Raw genomic sequence first — 21806 nt, 5'->3', positions numbered from 1 at the left:
GGTGGTGACGTCAGCGATCATGCTGCGATTGACCCACCATGAACTCCGCGGACTCAGGCGAACAATCGCTAAACCAACCAGGCAAACCGCTAAAGCGATTGCTGTATAGAGCACACTGACAAACGCCAGAGCACAGGCACCCAGAATCCACACCAGGGTCACCAACAGAACCCAGTCGCGACCCGTGGGGTTAGCGAATCGGCGTTTCCATACGATCCATCGTTTGGAAATCGGCCCGCGACCCTTACCTCGCCGTTTAAGCGTGGTCTTCTTAGTGGAAGAAATGGCGAGTACCCGTCAGGTAGAGAGTCAGTCCGGCCTTGCGAGCAGCCTCGATCACTTCTTCGTCGCGAATCGAGCCGCCGGGTTGTACCACCGCACGGACCCCGGCTTCGACGAGCACTTCGAGCCCGTCGGCAAAGGGGAAGAAAGCGTCGGAAGCCGCAACAGATCCACGTGCGCGTTCTTCACCAGCACGGCTGACAGCCAGACGCGCGGAGTCCACGCGGTTGACCTGCCCCATTCCGATTCCAACGGATGCACCGTCCTTTGCCAGCAGAATCGCGTTGGACTTCACTGACCTGACGGCGCGCCATGCGAACACCAAGTCTGCGAGCGTCGCGTCATCGGCTGCTTCCCCAGTAGCCAGAGTCCAGTTGTTCGGGTTGTCGCCTTCTGCCTGGTAGACGTCACGCTCTTGCACCAGAATTCCACCACTGATTGAGCGGAACTCCGTGGAAGCAAACGTCACGTCGCCCAGTTCCAGCAAGCGGATGTTCTTCTTTTTCTGCAGAACTTCAGCGGCACCTGCTTCAAAAGAAGGGGCGGCAACGACCTCGGTGAAAATGGGAGCGATCTGTTCTGCAAGCGCCACAGTCACCGGCCGGTTGGTGGCAATCACACCACCGAAAGCCGAAACCGAGTCACAGTCATGAGCGCGCTTGTGTGCTTCTTCAATCGTGGAACCTACCGCAACTCCACACGGATTGGCGTGCTTGATGATGGCTACAGCAGGTTCGTCGAAGTCGTAGGCCGTACGCACTGCGGCATCCGTGTCTTGATAGTTGTTGTACGACATTTCTTTTCCGTGGAGCTGTGTGGCAGTTGCCAGTCCCCCACCGGTTGCGTACACGCGGGCTTCCTGGTGCGGATTCTCTCCGTAACGCAGAGTCGATTTCAGCTGACCAGTGGCACCAAAGAACTCAGGCTTATCGCTGTGCGAAGCAAACCATGAAGCTACTGCCGTGTCATAAGACGCGGTGTGTGCGAACGCTTTTGCGGCAAGCGTCGTCCGTTCTTCAAGGGTGAAACCGTTGCCTTCAGCGGCCGCGACTGTGGACGCGTAATCGGCCGGGTCTACCACGATCGCCACGGATGCGTGATTCTTTGCCGCCGCGCGCACCATGGACGGGCCACCAATATCGATCTTTTCGATGCAGTCGTCGTATCCTGCACCTGATGCGACAGTCTCGCTGAACGGGTAGAGGTTCACGACAACCAGGTCAAAGGCCTCAATGTTTAGGTCTGCAAGTTGTGCGACGTGATCGGGATTGCGGGTGTCAGCGAGAATTCCCGCGTGAACACGTGGGTGGAGAGTTTTTACTCGCCCGTCCAGGCATTCGGGGAAGCCGGTGAGCTCTTCCACTTTGGTGACCTTTACGCCCGTTTGCGCGATCGTCGACGCTGTTGATCCTGTCGACACAATTTCGACGCCTGCCGTAGCCAAGCTCTGAGCGAATTCTTCTAAGCCGGTCTTGTCAAAAACGCTAATGAGTGCGCGACGAATGGGGCGTTGTTCAGACACGTGAGGACTCGCTTTCTACTGGTGTGAGTGTGACGCGACGGCCGTCAAGAGACAACGAATGCGTCGCTAGGTCGGATAGAAGTCGCACAAGCTGCGCTCGCTCAACCTCTTTAATTTTTTCGTGAAGAGTTTCTTCAGTGTCGGTGGGGCTGATTTCAATAGGAAATTGGCGGATGATGGGGCCGGTGTCCACGCCCTCGTCTATGAGGTGGATAGTCGTACCTGTCACGTGAACTCCGTGGGCCAGAGCGTCGCGCACCGCATGGGCTCCTGGGAAGCTGGGCAAAAGAGCGGGGTGCGTGTTAATAATCTTCCCGGCAAACCGCGAAACAAATTCCGGTCCCAAAATCCGCATGAGTCCTGCGGACACGATCCAGTCCGGCTGGTAGCCCTCAACAACCTCGGCAAGCGCCCGATTCCAATCTGACCGGTCTTCGTAGGACGAGAAGTCGACACAAAAGTCATCCACGCCTGCCTGCTGAGCACGGCGCAACACCGGAGCGTCGGGAAGATCGGAGCCCACTGCCACCACACTGTAGGGACCGGCAGCGTCTAAAACTGCTTGGGTCAACGTTCCTGAACCAGAAGCCAACAGAAGAATACGCACGACGCCATTCTAAGCCTTGACGCTTCCCGTTCGAATTCGTGTGCCACACTAAAGAACGTGATGCCTCCCAAGAATGAAACGACTGAAAACACCTCCATCGGACCAGACGTGAAGAAGCGCAGGCGTTTGGGCTACACGTTTTTAGCCCTGTGCGCCCTCTCCTTCATGTTCTCTTTCTACCGCTTGCCGTTTTCTTTGCTCGCGGGGCTGTTCTCGGTTGGAGCACTCATCTGGGGTATCCGCCTGTTCATCGCGTGCGTGCAGACAAAAGGTCCTGTCCCGATGCTCGTGTTCTCGGTCATTGGCGTGTTCGCCTCAGTGATGAGCATTTTCGCCGCCGCTGGAACGCTCATCATGTATCCGGTACAGAAATCATTCGAAGAGTGCACTACATCTGCCATCACTCAAGAGGCAAGCGTTTCGTGCCAAACCGAATATAAAAAGGGCGTCGAAGACCTTTTCAAGCAGGTGACTGGGCAACAGTTACCGAGCTGACTCTGAGTCAGTCTTTTGAGGAGTCGACGAAGAGACATAAAAGTCCCGCAATTTTTTCATCCCCAGGCCAATTCCAACGCCACCTGCAACCCAAATAGCGCTTGCAATCACGAACATCCACGGAATCACACCAGTGGTTTGCAAACCTCCAGGGCCGATTCCTCCGAAGAAGAACAGCGACGCCAACGCTAAGACAATGAATGCCTGAACCCCCGCGACAACTGCGTTGTGTAGCGTCGCAGACTCCGAAAACGCAATCACCAACGCAACGGCGACAAGGGGAACAGCCACCAACGCGATTCCTTCCGGAAACGATGTATGAGGAATGAGCGCAAAACTCGGAATAGCTGGTAGCGGCCCTTCAAAACCAGACATCGCCGAAGCGTGAATGTCGCCGCCTAAGCGAAGGGGGAAGCCAGTTACCCACGTCAGCGCTCCCGCCCACACGGTTGGAGCGAACATCAATTGAACGATACCCAGCCCAACAGCGGCAATTACGGGGGCGCTGTAAGCAGAAACCACCTCGGCGGCGGATGAAAAACTCCCCCACACGGCAACGGCAAGAACGACGTGCGCAGCCACGACCAGCGCAATCAACAGTCGTGACGCAAGCTTCAAGGAATCTTCGACCGCGTCGCCCCACGCAAAGCTCATGCGGTCATCGCACCACCGCGCGAGGTGTTCAGCGCCTATGCGAATGCCCCTCGCGGGTGCGAGGAAAAGAAGAATGATGCTCCGGCAAATACCAAAACCAGTGACAGGCGCGCCACTGATCACAAGCGCAACCACAATCACGATGAGAACGCTCAGTGACAAACCTGTGAGCCGTAACAACTGAGTTTTCAGAAGGTCGTCGGAAGACACGCGGTCGTCCGCGCGAAGCTTCTTGCCCGCCCGATACATCTGCCATGCAACCACGAGCGATAACAGCGACGGTGGCAAACTCAGAACAAAATCAGCCTGCTCAAACGGGAAACCGAAAGCAGCTAAAGCACCGCGCGTGGCCCAGTCTGGAATGGTGGAGATTGGGAGCATTTTTGCCACTGCCACCAGCCACATCACAAACGACAAACCCAGCGCGCTCAGAACAAAAATAAGGAGAACGCGGGCACCGGCCAGCGCTCCGAGCCCTAGTGGCCGAGCGAAGTCATTCAGTGATTGGGAGGTCTTTGGCACACATACATATTGCCGTCCCAGCAGCAGGTGTTCCAATTAAGACACACCCGAGATGAACCCACATGATACCTTAGTGAAGGTATATTTAGACGTTTTGTGAGGATTATATGAGTTCAGGGAACAACTTCCCCCCTGGCACGCCGCCCCAGCCACCCCGGCCACCGCAGCACAACGGAGCCCCCAACAATATGGGGTCCGCACCTCAAACGCCTATGGGCACGGGACCTAACCAGCCACCTCGGCCGGCACCCGCCCCAGGTTATGGACACCCTCAAGCCGGGCCTCAGAAGAAGAAGTCTTCTAAGGCACCGCTTTTCATTTCGCTGGCTGCAGTTGCGGGTGTCATCCTTCTTGTCGTCGCTGGGATCATTGTGGTCAATGTTGTCAACAAACAACAGCACAGTCCCCAAGCACTTGCTCAGTCATACGCTGACGCTGTTAACTCCGGCGACATGAAAAAGGCCAACGAAATTGCCAAGGTTCGCGTCCCTAAGGGGGCTCGTGAAGAACTCCTCGACCCACGATTCATCGAGTCCTCTCCTGACAAGATTAGTGACGTCAAGGTCGGCCAGGTTGACCGCAAGGGCGACACGGCACAGATCGACATGTCGTACACCATCAGCGGTCAAGAGCACAACATGAAGTTGCACGCTGAAAAGAAGGGCAAGAAGGGCCTGTTCTTCGATGACTGGCACATGCAGGGGCCTCAGGTTCAGCCTGTGACTCTCGACACTCCCGCTAATAAGCTCAAGGTCAACGGTGAAGAACTCGACGTCGAACCTGGTTCTGCCGTATACGCGATGTACCCAGGGACTTATGACCTCGAATCGCCTGACAGCAAGTTCCTGAGCGGAGACAAGCAGTCCATTTCCTTGGGCTACCTCAGCGACCAAGACAAACAGGAACCACAGGAAGTCCGTCTGAGGGCAGATGTCAAGGACGAACTGAACAAAGAGGTCGAAAACCTCGTCAACAAGAAGCTCGACGAATGTGAAAAGTCGGGAGATTTTGAACCTAAGGGATGCGGGTTCCGAGTTGATCCGGAGTCAAGCTCTCAAGGGGTCAAGTTCAAGGACGACGTTAACGAAGGCGACGTTCATTGGAAGATCGAAAAGCGACCCAAGATCTACGTGTCGTACTCCGGCACAATCGGAAATGGCGTGTACTTCTCTAAAGAAGAGGGAGAAGTTTCGTTCAAGGCCGACTCGAAAAAGGCCGGAAAGAATGCCTGGAAGTCAATCAAGAACATTCCGTTCAAAGTTTCCGGCAAAGTCTACATCGACGGCGAGTCCGTAAAGATCGAGGACTACTGACCGTAGTTCACACGTGTGAGCCCCTGGACGCTACGTCCGGGGGCTCACGTGTTTCTGGCTACACTCCCACAGTGCGCGCGGGAAGCTCCACGTCCAGGGCATGTTCCAACCACAGCGACGCCGACAAAACGATTGGGTCAGCAAAGCGTGGGCCCGCAACCTGTACGCCCACGGTCCGCCCATCGTCTGTGTAACCCGCATGCACGGTCGAAGCTGGCTGTTCCGACATGTTGTACGGAACCGTAAACGATATGTGCCCCATGCTCTGCGACGGGTCGTTAAACGGCATGGGCCACTCAGCCGGGAACGCGGCGACGGGAGCCACCGGCGACAACACCAGGTCAAATGGTTCGGTCGCACTCACGGTACGCTTGCGCATCGAATGAATCGAGTTGTACGCATCCATGAGTTCCGGGCCAGTCACATTCGCCCCCGCCTCACACCACTGTGCAACATACGGCAAGACGTGAGCACGGTCTTCTTCACTGAGTTTCATGAAGTCGTTATATGACCGCACGCGCCAAAACAGATCAATGAGGCTCAGCAACTCGTCATCCATGAATGGTTCAATCTGTTCCACCTTGGCGCCCGCCCGCTCGAACTCGCGCGCAACCCCAAGCACCACCTCGGCGACCTGCGGATCAACATCCATTCCGCACCCAGCATCCACATGCACGGCCACGCGCACGTTAGCCGGGTCAAAACGGGTCTGGTACGCCCCCGCATACGGAGGGAGTTGCGTGTAGTCACGTGCATCGGAACGCCCAATCACTTCCATAGCCGCGATCACGTCGCTCATCCGACGGGCAAGTGGCCCCGCGCAACGTCCCTGGTACGGCGCGGAAAGCGGAACGCGCCCAAAACTGGGCTTGAGCGTAGCCAACCCCAGCCAGGTTCCCGGCAAACGGATCGAACCACCAATGTCGCTACCAATATGTATCGGACCATATCCGGCAACAGCAGCTGCACCCGCACCAGAAGACGATCCTCCCGTTGTCAGGTCCGGGTTGATTGGCGAACGCGTGATCCCGTGCAGTGACGACACTCCAGATGACAACATGCCCCAGTCGGGCATGACCGTCGAACCCACGATGACGGCACCGGCTTCTTCCAGGCGGTCCACAATAGGGGCATTGCGTTCTTCCGGTGTACGTGAACCCGGCTTGGTGCCCGACGGCATGGCGACTCCGGCGCGCGCGATGTTTTCTTTCACGGTTACGACCACACCGTCCAAGCCGCTTAACGCTTCGCCACGTTGCCAACGCCCAGCAGAATCTTGGGCTGCTTTCCGCGTGCGCTCCGAAACGGGCCCGTCACCTGTAGCGTTGTCCCACAGCGCGTTGATGGTGGGTTCGCACGCAGCAATACGCTCTGCCACAGCATCGAGCACATCAACTGGGCTAAACTCCCCGTTTGCGTATCCAGCTGTTGATTCTTGAGCGGAAAGATCCGCCAGCATAATGTGCTCCTTTCTATAGATGCGTCGACGTGTATCGACGTATTTTGACTGCGTGGTGGCCCCGTCAGCCGGTCACCACGTGGTTGTTTAGGCGTGATGCGACAGTGCATCCTCGAGTTGTGGAGTCGCAGCTACGAGATTCTGCGTGTACGGGTGGGACGGTGCTTCATAGATCTGGTCGACTGTCCCAGTTTCCACAATCTCGCCACTTTTCATGACTGCAACATCGCTACACAGGTAGCGCACAACAGACAAGTCGTGGCTGACGAAAATCAAGGTGAGGCCGTATTCCTCAACGAGGTCAGTGAGCAGGTTGAGGACCTGCGCACGAACCGAAACGTCAAGCGCTGAAACAGGTTCGTCGGCAACCAAAATCTGTGGCCTGCACACCAGTGCGCGCGCGATTGAGATGCGTTGCCTCTGCCCGCCAGAAAACTGGTGTGGGTACCGGTTTTCTGCTGTTTCGTCGAGCCCTACCGCGAGGAGCATTTCTCGTACTCGGGTGGCTCGCTCCTGTGCAGGAACTCCCATCGCGATGAGCGGTTCGGCGACGATTTCGCGCACTTTCATACGCGGGTCGAGCGACGCGAACGGGTCTTGGAACACGATCTGCAGGTCTTCTCTTACCTTGCGGATGTCCGCCTCGGCCCCGGCCGTGACGTCGTAGTCGCCCACGGTCACCTTCCCGCTTGACGCTGTTTCCAACCCAGACAGGATCTTCAACAGCGTCGATTTCCCTGAACCGGACTCCCCCACGATTCCGAACCGTTGCCCCGACTGGATCGTCAGGTCGATTCCTTTGAGCGCGTGGACTTTGTGGGGCCGGGCAAAAAGGCGGCCGGACTTGCGTTCGTAGTCCTTCTTCAGGTCGCGAACCTCAACGACTATTCCGGGTTTTTCTCCCGCCGAGGTGTCCCCCACCTTTGTGCTTCCTTGCGCGTTCGAGTTGTCCCCGGTTTTGGAACCTTCCGTCACCGCAACGTCGTCCCCAGCTTCCTCCCGTGCCGTTTCTTCGAGGCGGTAGTTCTGAGCTGTTTGGATGGTGAAGAGACGACCGTTGTCGTCAGTCGCGGACAGGTCCGAGGCGGCTAGGAGTCCGCGCGTGTATTCGTGTTGCGGGTTGGTGAAGACGTCCTTGACCGTTCCGCGCTCCACCAGTTCGCCCTTGTACATGACCAACACGTGTTCGCACACTCGTGCAACAACTGCGAGGTCGTGGGTGATGAACAAGAGTCCTGTGTTGTTTTTCTGCACGCTGTGCCCAATGAGGTCCAGGATTCCTGACTGCACAGTCACGTCGAGTGCGGTCGTAGGCTCGTCACAGATGAGAAGCCGAGGTGAGTTCGCCATGGCGATCGCGATCACCACGCGCTGTCGTTGGCCTCCCGAAAGTTGGTGTGGGTAGGCTTTTGCAGCGGCCTGCGGGTCAGGGAGGTCCACTTGGGTCAACAGCTCAATGACCTTGTCTCGTAGGTTTGCGGTGTTCCCGTGAAGTTTCATCACTTCGGCCACTTGGTCGCCCACACGCATGAGCGGATTGAGCGCGCTCATGGGTTCTTGGAACACCATCGAGATGTCTTTTCCGCGCAGTTTGGACATCCGCGCGTCACTGAGTGTGAGCAGGTTTCCGGCGTGGCCCTGAAGTTCAATGGTTCCTGAGGATTGAAGTTCGTCGGGCAGGAGCCCCATGATCGCCGAAGCGGTGAGTGACTTTCCGGAACCTGACTCACCTATCAGCCCCACGCGTTCGCCTGATGCAAGGTCAAATGAAAGCGGTTTCACCAGTTCGGTAGTTTCGGTTGCGATACGCAGGTCTTTGACGTGTAAAAGTTCTGACATCACGACCGTCCCTTCAGTTTGGGGTCGAGTCGATCGCGGAGGCCGTCACCTAGCAGGTTGAAACCTAACACCGCGATCGCAATGGCGATGCCTGGCCATATTGCTAGTCCTGGGTGGCTTTCCAAATGCTGTTGAGAGTCGTACAGCATGCGCCCCCATGAGGGAGTTTGCGCTTGGGTGCCTAACCCCAGGAAGGACAGACCGGCCTCGGCCAAAATAGCCAGCGCGAACGCAACCGAACACTGCACGATCACCATGCCACCGATATTGGGCAAGACGTGCGTGCGCGCAATCGCGAACGCGCTCCGGTTCGCAGACTTCGCCGCCATGATGAATTCGCGGCTCATCACCTGCAGGGTGCCAGAACGGGCCACGCGCGCAAATCCGGGGATTGACGCGATTCCCACCGCGATCATGGCAGGCAAGGTACCTGGACCCAGAGCAGCCGCGAAGATCATGGCCAGCAACAGTGCGGGAAAAGCCAACAGCAGGTCGTTGGTGCGCATGATCAAGCCGGACAACCAGCCAAGGTCGGTCATTCCGGCCAGAATGCCTAACGGGACGCCAATAACCACGGCGATTCCCACCGCGACGGCACCAACATACAGCGTGATCCGCGCACCCATCATGACCCACGTGAGAGTGTCGCGACCGTACTGGTCGGTCCCTAACCAGTGCTCAGGACTGGAGTCTGATAAACGAGTATCCAGGTGGTTGGGCGAATACGGAGTCCAAATGAAGCTGATGAGCGCGGTGATAATGATGAGAGCCACAAATACCAGGCCAACGATCAGGCTCATGTTCGAAAAGAAGCGCTTGTTCACTACGCTGCCCTCCTCACACGCGGATCAAGTACCGGGTACAACAGGTCAATGATGGTGTTGAGCGCCAGCACCAGAACCACCAGAACCAAAACGATTCCCTGAACCGTGATCAGGTCACGGTTGCTCACGGCCCGCACCAGTTCTGACCCCATTCCGGGGATCACAAACACTTGTTCGATCACCACGGCACCAATGAGCAAAGTCGCTAACTGCACACCCGCAACTGTGACAACAGGGATCGCGGCGTTGCGCAGACCGTGTTTCACCAACGCACGGCCCTTTGTTTGGCCTTTTGCACGCGCGGTCCGCAAGAAGTCCTCACCCATGACATCTAGAACCGCTGAACGCACATACCGCGTCAATATAGCCGCCTGCACCAAAGCGAGCGCACAGACGGGAAGCACCAAGCGGATGAGAAACTCTCCAAAACCTTCCGACGGCGCTTTCCACCCCGACGACGGGAACCATCCAAATTTGAGCGAAAACAGCATGACCAGCAGGATTCCCGCCAAGAAGTTGGGGATTGCAACCCCAATCTGGCTGGCACCGGAAATCAGTGAACCCACCAGGTTCTTGTGGTTGACAGCAGCCAACGTCCCCAGCGGAACGGCAACAGCAAGAGCCACAACCATCGACGCCAGCACCACAATGAGCGTCACCTGGATCGAGTCGGCAATGACCGGGGCGATCGGCGCTTGCGTCACGTACGACGTACCAAAGTCGCCCACGAGCACATGGCCGATCCAATCGAAGTATTGCACAACGATAGGACGATCCAAGCCGTACTTTTCTTCCAAAGCCGCTACCGCCTCGGGCGTGGCGCTGGTCCCCAACGCAACCTGCGCGGCATTACCCGGCAGGATCTGCATGAGTGCGAACACCACCACCGAGGCGACTGCCGCTGTCAGGACAAACTGAAGCAGTCGTCGGAGGATGTAGCTCGTCAAAACCGTTACTCCCAGCCGAGGTCGGCGATACGGAATGCGTCAGATACCTGGTTTTCGGCAACTCCCGTGACCTTCGAGTTGGTCACAACCAGGTTTGGGAAGAGGAAGAGGAAACCGGCCGCCGCGTCTTCCGTGATGGTGTGCGCAACCTGCTTCATGCCTTCGGTGTACTCTTCTTCGGATCCTTCGTCAGCTTTAGCAGCGATGTCGCTGATCTTCTTAGAGTCGTATCCGGTGTAGTAGCCCTCACCAAAGACTGTGAGGATGTCGCGGGCTTCGATGTGGTTGATGATGGACATGTCGTACTCATGGTTGGTGAACGTCTTGTCCAACCACACGGCCGGGAACTCTTGGGTCTCAATTTTCGCTTTCAGACCCACCGCTTCGAGCTGGGAAACAACAACGTTAGCTGAAGCAGTTGCGTATGGAAGGTTGGGCACCGTGAACTTCACGGTCTGGTCTTTCACACCGGCTTCTTCGATGAGCTTCTTGGCCTTTTCAACATCGTGAGGCCATTTGTTGGTCAGGTCTTCGTAGTACGGATCGGTGGGTGGAACCATCGAGCCAATAAGCGTTCCGTGGCCACTCCACGCCGTGTCGATGATGGCCTGCTCGTCGAGCGCGTACATCACTGCTTCGCGGACTCTCTTGTCCTTGAACACGCCGTCTGCGTTATTGAGAGCAAGCAGGACTTCACCGTTGGTGGTCCCTTCGACGACTTTGTACTTGTCGGATTCTTTTTCAAAACTCGACAGCAGGTCAGGCGCCTGCAGGCTAGCCAGGACGTCTACTTCCCCGGACTTCAACGCGTTAGCACTGGCCACGGGATCCTTAAAGTACTTGAACGTGACCTTGTCCAGCTTGGGTTCTTCACCCCAGTAATCATCACGGGCAGCGAATACGATCTTCTGACCACGTGTAAAGGTGTCGACCGTGAACGGCCCGGTTCCTACGGCCTTGTTGGCCAGGTCGTTGACGCCTTCTTCGTCAAATACGGCTCCCACAAGGGACGCCAAGTCAAACAGCCACCGGTTGGATGGGTGTGACAGGGTGATTTCAACCGTTGCGTCATCGACGACGTTGATGGTGTCGACAACGTCCATTTTCGCCTTCAACGCGTTCTTCCACGCGTCTGATTTGACTCGTTCATATGAGAACTTGACGTCCTCGGCGGTGAAGTCGGCACCGGATGAGAACTTCACATCCTTGCGAAGCTTAAAGGTGTACGTTTTGCGGTCTTCTGACAGGTCCCAGGATTCGGCGAGCGCAGGCTGGATCTGACCTTCTTGGTCAATCCGGACAAGCGATTCGTACACGTTTTCCATGAGTGCTTGCGGGACGGCAGCCCCGGCCGAGGTCGTGAAGTCCAGGTTGGCAGGTTCCGCCGTGTGCGCGATTACCATGTCGGTGCGTGCGTCAGACGAACCCGATGATGACGCTCCCGCGTTGCATCCCACCAGTGCGAGCGAACTTACGGTGGCTACGAGCGCTAGGCCAAAACGCGTTTTCATGTGACTCCTTCATCCAAACCTGGAGGTTTCAGCAACCCCCAACACTGTAATGAAGATTACAAAAGATTTAACGAATGTTCAGAAACTGGTTCACATACCGACACGCAGTGTCGTCCCAAGTCACAACGCACATTCCGGGACGCCGACGTTTTTGGTGGTGCGGGGCATCCCCAGTCCCCGCTCACACTCAGTGCTGCTAGCCCTCACGAACGACTACGGCGCGCACCTGCAGCTCGCATCTTGACCAACACGACAAACAGTAGCCAGGCCACAGCTGCCTGACCAAGGCGGACCGGCAGGCGATCCATGAATGTCAGATGTTGCACCCCTTGTGCTTCTGAAACGCAGAAACGGGTGACGCTGACGCTTGTTTCACCCTCGCTGTTTGTCCATTCGTCTGAGGTGCTGATGAGTTCCGCCCCTGGTTCTTTGCACAATAACGGTGCAAGTGGTGCGTCGAGAATGGGGAACATGAGCTCGACGGGGAAAACCACAACACATCCAACAATAATGTATGAGACCACGCCCGCTACAAGAAGCCCGCGGAAGCTATTTTTCTTGCTTTTAACGGGTCGAGATTTTTCTTGGTTTGTCCGTTGTTGTCCAACCGACGCTGACGAATTAATCACGAGAAATGACCTCCCCGGTCTGAGGATCAAATTCGAAGCTCACGAGTCCTAGTCGGGGACCATTCACGGTTCCGTGAAGTGACACGTTCGTTGTGCGTTGGGGAACAGGTGCGTCCTGAACCTCGCCCCCGGGTGCTGCTCCCTGCGCGTCAGCCACAATCGTTTCGTTGCCTACTCGCACCTTGAGGTCAAAGTTCGTGATTTCTGCTCCATCGACTTCGTCACGCATATTGCGGATGAGAGTGGCAGGATCCTTGCGAAAAATAGGCGGAATATCTTGTGCCAAGAAGTACGAGTCGATACTGTTTTCCCTTGGCGAAGCTTTGCGGGAGGGCTGTGAGTAAACCCCGTCGTTTTCTACCGGATTCTGTGCGTTGAGCACATCACCAACGAACGAAAAGTTTGAACCCTGGAAACTGATTCGCCGCAGTTGGGTTTTTTCGATGTCGTCATACCCACCGTGCTGCGCGAAGTCCTGGAGCGCCTGTTCGACCCGTGGCGCTGCGATGCCTCCTCCACGCTCAAACATCTGTTGAGCAAATTTCTCTTCGCTGATTGCACCGATTGCGCATGCGGAAGTAGCAAGAGCTGCGAGAGTAACTACGACAATTGAGCGAATGAAACGTGCCAACGATCTTCCCTTTCGAAAGGCCATACGAGTGTCCGTCAGCACATGCGTGCATTCGTGCAATCGTTTGACAAAAGAGTAACACCAATCTGGTGGCCCACTGCACCCAAATCCGCGCCTATTCCGCTGTCAGCACATCCGCTACGCAGGGGCGATTTCTGCCACGAGCTTCCGTAACGCCTTGCCCCTGTGACTGATCGCGTTTTTCTCTTCCGAAGACAGCTGTGCCGCACTCACGTTCACGCCGTCTGGCTGAAAAATCGGGTCGTACCCAAAGCCACCGTCTCCCACCGGTTCCCGCAGGATCGTGCCACGCATTTCCCCGGTACACACCACCTCGGCGCCGGCATTCACATACGCGGCCGCGCACACAAAACGGGCACCGCGCCCCCGCTCTGGAATATCGCCTAACTGCGCAAGGAGCAACTCCAGGTTCGCGCGGTCATCACCGTGCGCCCCCGCCCAGCGAGCAGACAGAATACCGGGAGCAGAACCCAGCACGTCAACAACGAGACCCGAATCATCAGCGATCGCAGGCAAGCCGGTCTCCCGGGCAACAGCGCGCGCTTTAATGAGCGCGTTCTCTTCGAACGTCAATCCATCTTCAACAACATCAGCCAACCCCAGCTCGCCAGCCGTGACGACCTCGGCGGTGGGAATCACCTGCGACAAAATCGCCTGCAACTCAACTTTCTTACCAGCGTTGTGGGTGGCGAGAACAAAACGAGTCACGGCTGGCCCCTTACTGTTCCGAACCGCTCACCAGACCCTGTGCCAGAGCACGGGCCTGAATCCGGGCGAGTTCCGCACACCCGTGCTCAGCCAAATCCAGCAACGAGCCCAGCTCAGCGCGGTCGAACGGAGCACCCTCCGCGGTCCCCTGCACCTCCACGAACGCGCCCGAGCCAGTCATGACCACGTTCATGTCGGTTTCGGCGGTCGAATCCTCTTCATACGGCAGGTCAAGCACGGGCTTCCCATCCACAATTCCCACACTGATCGCAGCCACGGAGTCCTTTAACACCTCGGTGTTCTTAGGAATCCACCCCAGTTCCTTGCCTTTCGCAACCGCGTCGACGAGCGCAACATACGCCCCCGTAATCGCTGCCGTGCGCGTGCCACCGTCGGCCTGGAGCACGTCACAGTCCACCTGGAGCGTGTTTTCACCTAGCTTCGACAGGTCAAGAACCGCACGCAAACTACGACCGATCAGCCGGGAAATCTCGTGCGTCCGTCCCCCAATTTTTCCCTTGACGCTTTCGCGGGAACTACGGGTGTGGGTGGCACGTGGAAGCATGGCGTATTCGGCCGTGGCCCAACCGCGCCCTTCGCCTTTCATCCACCGTGGGACACCTTCAGTCAGCGAAGCCGCGCACAGCACGCGCGTGCGCCCAAACTCCACGAGCACGGACCCTTCCGCGTGGTCGAGCCATCCGCGCGTAATCTTTACCTCGCGCAGTTCATTTGCTTGGCGTCCGTCAAATCGCACTGTTTTCTCCTTGGGTTGGTATGGGTTGGTTGGTGTCATTCCGGGCTAGCTGGCTAACTGGTTGGGGTGGGGTTTCCCGAGGTCGTCGCGGCCGGCGAGGTCGTTCAGGGAACCGTGTATGTGGACAGTGGTGATGCGAGTTCGGGGGTGTGTCCGAAGCTCTCCGTGGCTTCTGTGCGCACCTTGTCCTCACTGGTCCACGGCGGTATGTGGGTGAGCATCAGCCGCTTAACACCGGCGGTTCGCGCCACCTCACCTGCACGTTTACCCGTAAGGTGAATGCCACGAACGTTGTCGCGTCCTTCTTCGAATGCAGCCTCGCACACAAACAAATCTGCGTCACGGGCAGCGTCGACAAGTCCGTCGCAGGCGTCCGAGTCGCCCGAATACGTGAGCACCGTACCATTGGCGTGCTCGATCCGCAGTGCATATGTTTCCACCGGGTGATCCACCAAGTGCGAAACCACGGTCAGTGGCCCAACTGTGTGCCGTGAGCCGGGAGTGAGGTCCTTAAACTCGAACGCCGAATCAAGCGTTGAGTCATCCGCGCCTTTTCCGGCCCCAGCGGCCAGTCCGGCAGGTGTGTGGTGCGCGGATTGCAACCGGGCTTCGCTTCCAGCGGGCCCGTAAACGGGAAGTTGAGGGAGGGGCGACTCCTCGAAGAAAAATTTGGGATCGTACGTACGTAACACGTACAGCCCGGTGACGTCGAGGCAATGATCGGGGTGAAGATGTGAGAGGAACACCGCGTCGATCTGGGTGTGGTTGAGAACCGTTTGGAGCGGTCCCAATGCACCAGAGCCCAGGTCTAGCACGATGTTGGTGGTTCTTTCACCGTCGTGTGCGCTCACCACATAACAACTGGCTGAGGACGCCGGTCCGGGGTACGAACCGGAGATCCCCACCGCTGTGATCGAAAAGTCAGTCAATGTTGTGGCCCTTCGTTCCCGAGGTCGTTGTCCCCGTCCTCGTCGTCTTCGCCGAGGTCGGGGAGAGTTTCCAACAGAATAGAGGTAATGCGGTCCTGTGCCCAGGTGAGAAGTTCATAAACATGCACAGTCATGACCGTGCTTTCAGGCTGTTCGTCATTCGTTTCCAGCAGGTGTTCCAGGTCAGCGTCGGTTGCGATTCCCAGCCTGGTCGCAAGGATCAGACGCACGTCCCCCAAAGCCGTAGCCCATGAGCGCGCCTGTTCTTCGGTGAGCTCGGTACGCCCGGAACGTGACAGAGTGAAAAGCGCAGTTCGGAGGTTCGCGAGTTTCGATTCGCGAATGTCGCGTTCGGTCAGTCGCCTGAATTCTGCTGCACGTTCAGCATCTTCAGCGTCCACATCAGGAAGCAGCCGAAGCACCGCTGGGTCGGTGGGTCGTTCTCCGGAGCTCATTCCTACGAGCTTTGCCAGCTCATCGGCCTCAGTTTCGGCACCGTCGTCGAGAAGTTCTGCGGCATCAGAAAACAGTCCGCTTAAAATCCTGCGTTCAACTGGTTCGAGCTCAATGATTGCCGTTGAGCGAATACCGGGCGTGATCTTCATGCGTCCGCCTTTTTGCACGTGGCCCACAACCCAAAACCGTGCATCGCCGCCGTGTCACGTTCCATCTGTTCACGGGTGCCGGTTGCTACAACCGACTTCCCTTCGTTGTGGACCTCCATCATGAGCTTCTTTGCTTTCGCTGGCGAATACCCAAAATAGCTGCGGAATACATACGTCACATACGACATGAGGTTAACCGGGTCATTGAACACGATGGTCACCCAGGGCGAGTCCGTCGCAACGACTTCGTCGACCTCTGGTTCGGCTAGGGTGCTCATGGAACTGCTCACATATTCACCATATGCGAAACATCGTTGTGACTCGCAGACTGTTCGTGCAATAGGATCACTGTTATGAGTGATCTCACACGCCAGTCCACAGCGCTTCTGACCGACCAGTACGAACTCACCATGGTCCAGGCGGCTTTAGAATCCGGTCGAGCAGACCGCACCTGTCTCTTCGAAGTTTTTGGCCGCAGGCTCCCTCCCGGCCGACGTTACGGCGTGGTCGCTGGAACTGGGCGTTTCTTAGAAGCACTCGAAAATTTCACATTTGGCCCTGATGAACTCGCGTTCCTAAAGTCCGCGAACATTTTGGACGCCACCACGTTGGACTGGCTGGAAAACTACGAGTTCACCGGAAACATTCGGGGGTACGCAGAAGGGGACATGTACTTCCCTCACTCCCCCATTCTCACGGTTGAAGCGCCCTTTGCGCAGGCAGTAGTCCTCGAAACACTTCTCCTGTCGATCCTGAACTACGACACCGCCGTTGCATCGGCAGCGTCCCGCATGTCACGGGCGGCAGGAAACCGTCCATGTGCCGACATGGGTTCACGACGCACTCAGGAATACGCCGCAGTTGGTGCGGCCCGCGCAGCCGTGATCGCTGGGTTCGCCTCCACATCGAACCTTGAAGCAGGAAGGCGCTACGGACTCCGCACCATTGGAACCGCTGCACACGCGTTTACTCTTCTGCACAACACCGAACGCGAAGCATTCGACGCTCAAGTTAAAGCACTAGGCAAAGACACTGTCCTGCTGTTAGACACGTACGACGTGGACGAAGCACTCAAAACGGCGATCGAAGTCGCCGGAACAGAACTGGGCGGGGTGCGCATCGACTCCGGTGACTTGGGCATCCAAGCGACAGAAGTCCGCGACAAGCTCGACGCACTCGGTGCCACTAACACCAAAATTACAGTCACCTCGGACTTGGACGAATACGCGATAGCCGCCCTGCGAGCCACACCCACGGACTCCTACGGTGTGGGCACCCGCCTTGTCACAGGATCCGGCTCCCCCACAGCTAACTTGGTGTACAAACTGGTGGCGCGTTCTGACAACGGTGAGGACTGGGTGTCGGTTGAAAAGAAATCGGCCGGCAAGGGTTCACACGGTGGCTTCAAACAAGCAGTGCGCGCACTTGAAGGTGGCGTGGCAACCGAGGAAGCGATCGGAGTTCCCACGCTTCCGGAGGACGTTTCCAGCGGACGTCCTCTCACGGTTGACCTGGTCGTCGACGGTCAGATCGTCGACGGATACACCGGCCCTGAAGGCGTTGAACGGGCGCGCGCTCACTACCACGACTGCATTCGCGAACTGCCCCGCACTGCTCACCGTTTGCAAGACGGTGAACCTGCGATTCCTACCGTGTACTACAACGCATAACGCAAGCGGGGTTACAGGCTTTCACACCTGTAACCCCGCTTAAGTAGGTTCACTCAGTATTCGACAACCACACGACCGTCGATCTTGCCGTGGACCATCTCATCAAACACCGCGTTAATGTCGCCCAAAGGACGCTTAGTAAACGTGGGGTGGATGAGACCACGCGCGTAGAAGTCCAAAGCTTCTTCCATGTCGCGGCGGGTTCCCACAATCGAACCACGAATCGTCAGACCCTTAAGCACAATGTCGAAGATCGGTGCAGGGAACTCCCCTGGTGGCAGACCGTTGAACACAATGGTGCCACCGCGACGCGTCATTCCAATCGCTTGCCCAAACGCGTCTGGGTGCACGGCTGTCACCAGAACACCGTGACTACCGCCAACGGCCTCCTGGACCTCCGGGACGGGGTCGTTCGCGAATGCGTTGATAACCACCTCGGCGCCGTGCTTCTTAGCAAGCTGGAGCTTGTCATCTGCAATATCCACGGCAACAACGCGCATTCCCATGGCAACCGCGTACTGGACTGCAATGTGCCCCAGACCACCTACACCAGAAATAACGACCCATTCACCGGGCTTCACCTCGGTTTCTTTCAGACCCTTGTACACCGTGACACCTGCGCACAGCACCGGCGCGATTTCATATGGGTCCGCACCTTCTGGGATGAGAGCGCAGTAACGGCTGTCGACCAGCATGTACTCACCGAACGAACCATCTACTGAGTAGCCGCCGTTTTCCTGCTTCTCACACAGGGTTTCCCAGCCGGTTTCGCAGTGCTCACACTCGCCACATGCGCTCCACAGCCATGCGTTACCAACAATGTCACCTTCTTTTACTCGCGTGACATAGTCGCCTACCGCAACGACCTTTCCAACACCTTCGTGGCCGGGAATAAAAGGAGGCTGGGGCTTGACCGGCCAGTCACCGTGAGCTGCGTGAAGGTCGGTGTGGCACACGCCAGACGAAATGTTTTTCACAAGCGCCTGGTATGGGCCGGGTTTGGGGACGTCTACTTGTTTGACTTCGAGGTCTTTTCCAAATTCATTGACGACAGCTGCATTCATTGTGTCGGACATGGGGCTCAACTCCTTCGTCGCAATTGGTTGCAGACTTTCTGCAAGACACACATAGTGCATCTCTTATGAGATTCTATGGACAACTCGGGGTCCATGGGAATATCCGACGTGGAATTTATGAGCGACCCACAAACCACCGTTGCAGGGTTTTGATCCTGTCTTGGATTTGTTCGCGCGACGCCTGCGCTACGGCGGGACCACCGCACGCGCGTCGCAGCTCGATGTGGATGGAGCCGTGCGGTTTTCCTGTGCGCCTGGCCCACGCCCCCACTAGCGACTGCAGTTTGTTGCGTTCCTCTTTCATCGCTTTGTGCTCGATCTCGTCCGGGTCCTCAACGGGGGTGGCTCGCCCTTTGCGCTTGGACTGTTCTGTTTGGCGAGCACGCAACAGGTGGGACACTTGCTCTGGTTCAAGCAGCCCAGGCAGGCCAATGAAGTCCTGTTCGTCTTCCGAGCCCACTTCTCCCCCGGCTCCAAACGCACCACCGTCATAGAGCACGCGGTCAAAGGACGCCTCCGCCGAGAGCGCTTCGTAGGATCCTGTCGTCAGTTCCCCAGACGCGGATTCCTCACGGTTCGCCTCGTTGAGAGCCTGGTCGTCTAGAAGTCCTTGCTCATCGTCGTCTTCGTCGGGCCGTCGGACGTCAAGCGCGTGGTCGCGTTCAGCTTCCAGGTTATTGGCAAGGGCTAAAAGAACGGGCACGCTGGGCAAGAAGATCGAGGCGGTTTCCCCGCGTTTACGCGCGCGCACAAAACGCCCTACGGCCTGCGCGAAGAACAACGGAGTAGCTGATGACGTCGCGTACACACCCACAGCGAGCCTGGGCACGTCCACACCTTCAGACACCATACGAACCGCAACCATCCAGCGACGGTCGGAGTTTTGGAATTCCTCGATACGGTCGCTGGCTCCCGCCTCGTCCGAAAGCACCACGGTCACGTCTTCGCCCGCTATTTCCTTAAGCTGTTTGGCATACGCGCGCGCCACTTGCTGATCGGTTGCGATCACCAATCCCCCGGCGTCCGGCACGGTGCGCCGTACTTCGGTAAGCCTGCGGTCGGCTGCCCTGAGAACCGCGGGAATCCATTCGCCTGTGGGGTTCAGTGCGGTGCGCCAGGCTTGTGCATGGACGTCTTTTGTTGCGTCTGCGCCCAGGATGGCTTCCATTTCGTCTCCGGCTTTTGTGCGCCAACGCATGTTGCCGGAGTAGGTCATGAAAATAACGGGGCGCACCACGCCGTCGCCAAGCGCCCGCGAGTACCCGTATGAGTAGTCGGCTTGGGATGTGCGGATGCCTTCGTCGTCGGGGACGTAGGTGACAAATGGGATCGCCGAGGTGTCCGACCGGAAAGGCGTTCCCGTCAGGGCGAGTCGTCGGCGGGCGGGTTCGAAAGCGTCTCGTACGGCGTCACCCCAGGAAAGCGCGTCACCGGCGTGGTGAATCTCGTCGAGGATGACCAACGTGCGGTACTTTTCCGTGCGGTTTTGGTGGAGCACCGGTTTCGCTGCCACTTGCGCATACGTGACTGCAACGCCGTGGAAGCCGGGGGCTGAACGGCCTTGTGAGTTTTTAAAGTTGGGGTCGAGCTTGATACCTACGCGCCCAGCCGCGGCAGCCCATTGGACCTTGAGGTGCTCAGTAGGGGCTACGACGGTGACGCGGTCGACCTTGCGTTGCGCCAAAAGCTCAGAGGCTAATCGCAACGCGAAGGTTGTCTTTCCCGCTCCCGGGGTTGCGACTGCCAGGAAGTCGCGTGGTTCGTTGCGGAAGTACTGTTCGAGTGCTTCTGCCTGCCATGCACGTAATTTACCCGCTGTTCCCCACGCGGCGCGTTCGGGGAAAGCGGGAGAAAGATGTTCGGCGGCAGAGGTTCCTGGAACCCTACCAGTGTTCACTCGTCGTCAGGCTCCTGACCTTCTGGCATGGATTCGTAGATTTCTTTGCACAGAGGGCAAACCGGGAAACGCTGAGGGTCGCGGCTGGGGACCCAGACTTTGCCACAGAGGGCTACCAGTGGCGTGCCGGTTACCATGGATTCCATGATTTTCGCTTTGGGCGCGTAGTGTGAAAACCGCTCGTGATCACCGGGTTCAGTCAGCTGTTCTTGTAGCTCCCGGTCGAGTGTTGCCGTGCCACCGGTACTCGGATAGGTTTCAGTCATGCCCCCTATTCTATCCAGTGACTTCATTGACGACTACCGCAGGTTGAGTGATTCGATCGCTTCTGGCGTGGCAGTGGTCACTGTTGGTGGAGGCTCGAAGTTCACCGGGGTCACTGTTGACTCTTTTCTTGACGTGTCGTGGGATCCGCCCACCATGTTGGTGTCGATTCTTTCTTTGTCCCGAGTCATGGATGTGATGGAGTGTGCGCCGATGTTTACGCTCAGCGTGCTCAACGCTGGCCAAGAAGATATCGCTACATGGTTGGGCGCTTCAGGGCAACCGAATTACGGTTTGCTCAACGATATCCCCACTGTGGATGGTGAGTGCGGGCCCGCCCATATTGCTCAGGCGTGTGCATTCTTTGAGGTCGAGGTGACCGACCGTCACACTGTCGCAACGCACACGTTGTTCTCTGGTCCGGTAGTCGCACAGGGTGGCAACCCGGATACTCAGCCCTTAGTGCGAAGGAACCGGATCTACGGAACCTTTGGGTGAATTGCTTAAGGGCCTGACCAGTGTAGTGGTCAGGCCCTTAATGATAAGAGTGGTTTTGCGGCGGTGTCTTACTCTCCCACACACTCTCGTGTGCAGTACCATCAGCGCTGTCAGGCTTAGCTTCCGGGTTCGGAATGGGGCCGGGC

General features: G+C 57.4%; 22 protein-coding genes and 1 rRNA gene. 4 read left to right on the top strand and 19 right to left on the bottom strand.

Going from position 1 to position 21806, the window contains the following annotated elements:
* Nucleotides 1-271: 271 nt before the first annotated feature.
* Both purH and purN read right to left on the bottom strand, forming a co-directional pair.
* Nucleotides 272-1804, bottom strand: coding sequence for a bifunctional phosphoribosylaminoimidazolecarboxamide formyltransferase/IMP cyclohydrolase (gene purH, locus MHX53_RS04935; RefSeq protein ID WP_239271451.1), 1533 nt, complete (start codon nt 1802-1804; stop codon nt 272-274).
* Nucleotides 1797-2411 (bottom strand): phosphoribosylglycinamide formyltransferase, encoded by a 615-nt coding sequence (gene purN / locus MHX53_RS04930; protein WP_102237516.1) that lies wholly within the window; start codon nt 2409-2411, stop codon nt 1797-1799. The genes purH and purN overlap by 8 nt, the downstream gene beginning before the upstream one ends.
* 57 nt (nt 2412-2468) lie before the next feature.
* On the opposite strand from purN, the gene MHX53_RS04925 reads away from it, so the two are divergent.
* Nucleotides 2469-2906 carry a hypothetical protein gene (locus MHX53_RS04925; RefSeq protein ID WP_239271450.1) on the top strand — a complete coding sequence of 146 codons (438 nt, stop codon included), beginning with the start codon at nt 2469-2471 and terminating at the stop codon, nt 2904-2906.
* On the opposite strand, the gene MHX53_RS04920 is transcribed toward MHX53_RS04925, so the two are convergent.
* On the bottom strand, nt 2895-4082 hold the full coding sequence (locus MHX53_RS04920) for a DUF6350 family protein (protein ID WP_239271449.1): 1188 nt from the start codon (nt 4080-4082) through the stop codon (nt 2895-2897). The two genes, MHX53_RS04925 and MHX53_RS04920, sit on opposite strands and share 12 nt — an antisense overlap.
* Before the next feature lie 188 nt (nt 4083-4270).
* On the opposite strand from MHX53_RS04920, the gene MHX53_RS04915 reads away from it, so the two are divergent.
* Nucleotides 4271-5395, top strand: a complete 1125-nt coding sequence (locus tag MHX53_RS04915; RefSeq protein WP_239271448.1) for a hypothetical protein — start codon at nt 4271-4273, stop codon at nt 5393-5395.
* A gap of 58 nt (nt 5396-5453) precedes the next feature.
* Here the strand turns inward: MHX53_RS04915 and MHX53_RS04910 are convergent, their stop codons facing one another.
* From MHX53_RS04910 to clpS, 12 genes are all read right to left on the bottom strand, one after another.
* Nucleotides 5454-6854 carry an amidase gene (locus MHX53_RS04910; protein WP_239271447.1) on the bottom strand — a complete coding sequence of 467 codons (1401 nt, stop codon included), beginning with the start codon at nt 6852-6854 and terminating at the stop codon, nt 5454-5456.
* Nucleotides 6855-6941: 87 nt separating this feature from the next.
* Complete coding sequence (locus MHX53_RS04905) at nt 6942-8693, bottom strand: ABC transporter ATP-binding protein (RefSeq protein ID WP_239271446.1); 1752 nt, start codon at nt 8691-8693, stop codon at nt 6942-6944.
* The gene (locus MHX53_RS04900; RefSeq protein ID WP_239271445.1) at nt 8693-9517 is read right to left on the bottom strand and encodes an ABC transporter permease; all 825 of its coding nucleotides are present in this window, start codon (nt 9515-9517) and stop codon (nt 8693-8695) included. Before MHX53_RS04900 ends, MHX53_RS04905 begins: the two co-directional genes overlap by 1 nt.
* Nucleotides 9517-10464 (bottom strand): ABC transporter permease, encoded by a 948-nt coding sequence (locus tag MHX53_RS04895; protein WP_239271444.1) that lies wholly within the window; start codon nt 10462-10464, stop codon nt 9517-9519. Before MHX53_RS04895 ends, MHX53_RS04900 begins: the two co-directional genes overlap by 1 nt.
* A 5-nt stretch (nt 10465-10469) precedes the next feature.
* Nucleotides 10470-11975, bottom strand: coding sequence for an ABC transporter substrate-binding protein (locus MHX53_RS04890; protein ID WP_239271443.1), 1506 nt, complete (start codon nt 11973-11975; stop codon nt 10470-10472).
* A 203-nt stretch (nt 11976-12178) separates the two neighbouring features.
* A complete protein-coding gene (locus tag MHX53_RS04885) occupies nt 12179-12604 on the bottom strand; it encodes a hypothetical protein (protein ID WP_239271442.1) in 426 nt (141 codons plus the stop codon).
* Entirely contained in the window at nt 12597-13235 is a 639-nt protein-coding gene (locus MHX53_RS04880) for a hypothetical protein (protein ID WP_239271441.1), read from the bottom strand. Before MHX53_RS04880 ends, MHX53_RS04885 begins: the two co-directional genes overlap by 8 nt.
* Before the next feature lie 138 nt (nt 13236-13373).
* A complete protein-coding gene (gene rdgB / locus MHX53_RS04875) occupies nt 13374-13964 on the bottom strand; it encodes an RdgB/HAM1 family non-canonical purine NTP pyrophosphatase (RefSeq protein ID WP_239271440.1) in 591 nt (196 codons plus the stop codon).
* Between the two features lie 10 nt (nt 13965-13974).
* Nucleotides 13975-14760, bottom strand: coding sequence for a ribonuclease PH (gene rph, locus MHX53_RS04870; protein ID WP_275433566.1), 786 nt, complete (start codon nt 14758-14760; stop codon nt 13975-13977).
* A 65-nt stretch (nt 14761-14825) separates the two neighbouring features.
* Nucleotides 14826-15650 carry an MBL fold metallo-hydrolase gene (locus MHX53_RS04865; protein ID WP_239271438.1) on the bottom strand — a complete coding sequence of 275 codons (825 nt, stop codon included), beginning with the start codon at nt 15648-15650 and terminating at the stop codon, nt 14826-14828.
* The gene (locus MHX53_RS04860; RefSeq protein ID WP_239271437.1) at nt 15647-16255 is read right to left on the bottom strand and encodes a DUF2017 domain-containing protein; all 609 of its coding nucleotides are present in this window, start codon (nt 16253-16255) and stop codon (nt 15647-15649) included. Before MHX53_RS04860 ends, MHX53_RS04865 begins: the two co-directional genes overlap by 4 nt.
* Nucleotides 16252-16533 (bottom strand): ATP-dependent Clp protease adapter ClpS, encoded by a 282-nt coding sequence (clpS, locus tag MHX53_RS04855; RefSeq protein ID WP_180965230.1) that lies wholly within the window; start codon nt 16531-16533, stop codon nt 16252-16254. The genes MHX53_RS04860 and clpS overlap by 4 nt, the downstream gene beginning before the upstream one ends.
* 75 nt (nt 16534-16608) lie before the next feature.
* Between clpS and MHX53_RS04850 the strand changes: the two genes are divergently transcribed.
* Nucleotides 16609-17925 (top strand): nicotinate phosphoribosyltransferase, encoded by a 1317-nt coding sequence (locus tag MHX53_RS04850; protein ID WP_239271436.1) that lies wholly within the window; start codon nt 16609-16611, stop codon nt 17923-17925.
* 53 nt (nt 17926-17978) lie between these two features.
* Here the strand turns inward: MHX53_RS04850 and adhP are convergent, their stop codons facing one another.
* The 3 genes from adhP to MHX53_RS04835 form a co-directional block, all read right to left on the bottom strand.
* Nucleotides 17979-19001 carry an alcohol dehydrogenase AdhP gene (gene adhP / locus MHX53_RS04845; RefSeq protein WP_239271435.1) on the bottom strand — a complete coding sequence of 341 codons (1023 nt, stop codon included), beginning with the start codon at nt 18999-19001 and terminating at the stop codon, nt 17979-17981.
* Nucleotides 19002-19116: 115 nt separating this feature from the next.
* Entirely contained in the window at nt 19117-20898 is a 1782-nt protein-coding gene (locus MHX53_RS04840; RefSeq protein WP_239271434.1) for a DEAD/DEAH box helicase, read from the bottom strand.
* Nucleotides 20895-21164 (bottom strand): DUF3039 domain-containing protein, encoded by a 270-nt coding sequence (locus MHX53_RS04835; RefSeq protein WP_005886356.1) that lies wholly within the window; start codon nt 21162-21164, stop codon nt 20895-20897. Before MHX53_RS04835 ends, MHX53_RS04840 begins: the two co-directional genes overlap by 4 nt.
* Between MHX53_RS04835 and MHX53_RS04830 the strand changes: the two genes are divergently transcribed.
* Entirely contained in the window at nt 21163-21660 is a 498-nt protein-coding gene (locus MHX53_RS04830) for a flavin reductase family protein (RefSeq protein WP_239271433.1), read from the top strand. The two genes, MHX53_RS04835 and MHX53_RS04830, sit on opposite strands and share 2 nt — an antisense overlap.
* 55 nt (nt 21661-21715) lie before the next feature.
* Here the strand turns inward: MHX53_RS04830 and rrf are convergent.
* Nucleotides 21716-21806 (bottom strand): 5S ribosomal RNA (rrf, locus tag MHX53_RS04825); the annotation flags it as partial.

Origin of the sequence: Brevibacterium sp. ACRRH, from assembly GCF_022346365.1 — a bacterium.
Taxonomy (GTDB): Bacteria; Actinomycetota; Actinomycetes; order Actinomycetales; family Brevibacteriaceae; genus Brevibacterium; species Brevibacterium paucivorans.
The sequence above is the reverse complement of the archived record's forward strand: the minus strand, read 5'-3'. Positions and strand labels throughout refer to the sequence as shown.

What these genes read in the sequence shown, in the direction of transcription:
- MHX53_RS04850 (WP_239271436.1), top strand. Translation starts at nt 16,609, where the DNA reads ATGAGTGATCTCACACGCCAGTCCACAGCGCTTCTGACCGACCAGTAC.
- clpS (WP_180965230.1), bottom strand. Translation starts at nt 16,533, where the DNA reads ATGAGCACCCTAGCCGAACCAGAGGTCGACGAAGTCGTTGCGACGGAC.
- rph (WP_275433566.1), bottom strand. Translation starts at nt 14,760, where the DNA reads ATGACACCAACCAACCCATACCAACCCAAGGAGAAAACAGTGCGATTT.
- MHX53_RS04860 (WP_239271437.1), bottom strand. Translation starts at nt 16,255, where the DNA reads ATGAAGATCACGCCCGGTATTCGCTCAACGGCAATCATTGAGCTCGAA.
- adhP (WP_239271435.1), bottom strand. Translation starts at nt 19,001, where the DNA reads ATGTCCGACACAATGAATGCAGCTGTCGTCAATGAATTTGGAAAAGAC.
- MHX53_RS04830 (WP_239271433.1), top strand. Translation starts at nt 21,163, where the DNA reads ATGCCCCCTATTCTATCCAGTGACTTCATTGACGACTACCGCAGGTTG.
- MHX53_RS04835 (WP_005886356.1), bottom strand. Translation starts at nt 21,164, where the DNA reads ATGACTGAAACCTATCCGAGTACCGGTGGCACGGCAACACTCGACCGG.
- MHX53_RS04890 (WP_239271443.1), bottom strand. Translation starts at nt 11,975, where the DNA reads ATGAAAACGCGTTTTGGCCTAGCGCTCGTAGCCACCGTAAGTTCGCTC.
- MHX53_RS04905 (WP_239271446.1), bottom strand. Translation starts at nt 8,693, where the DNA reads ATGTCAGAACTTTTACACGTCAAAGACCTGCGTATCGCAACCGAAACT.
- MHX53_RS04915 (WP_239271448.1), top strand. Translation starts at nt 4,271, where the DNA reads ATGGGGTCCGCACCTCAAACGCCTATGGGCACGGGACCTAACCAGCCA.
- MHX53_RS04910 (WP_239271447.1), bottom strand. Translation starts at nt 6,854, where the DNA reads ATGCTGGCGGATCTTTCCGCTCAAGAATCAACAGCTGGATACGCAAAC.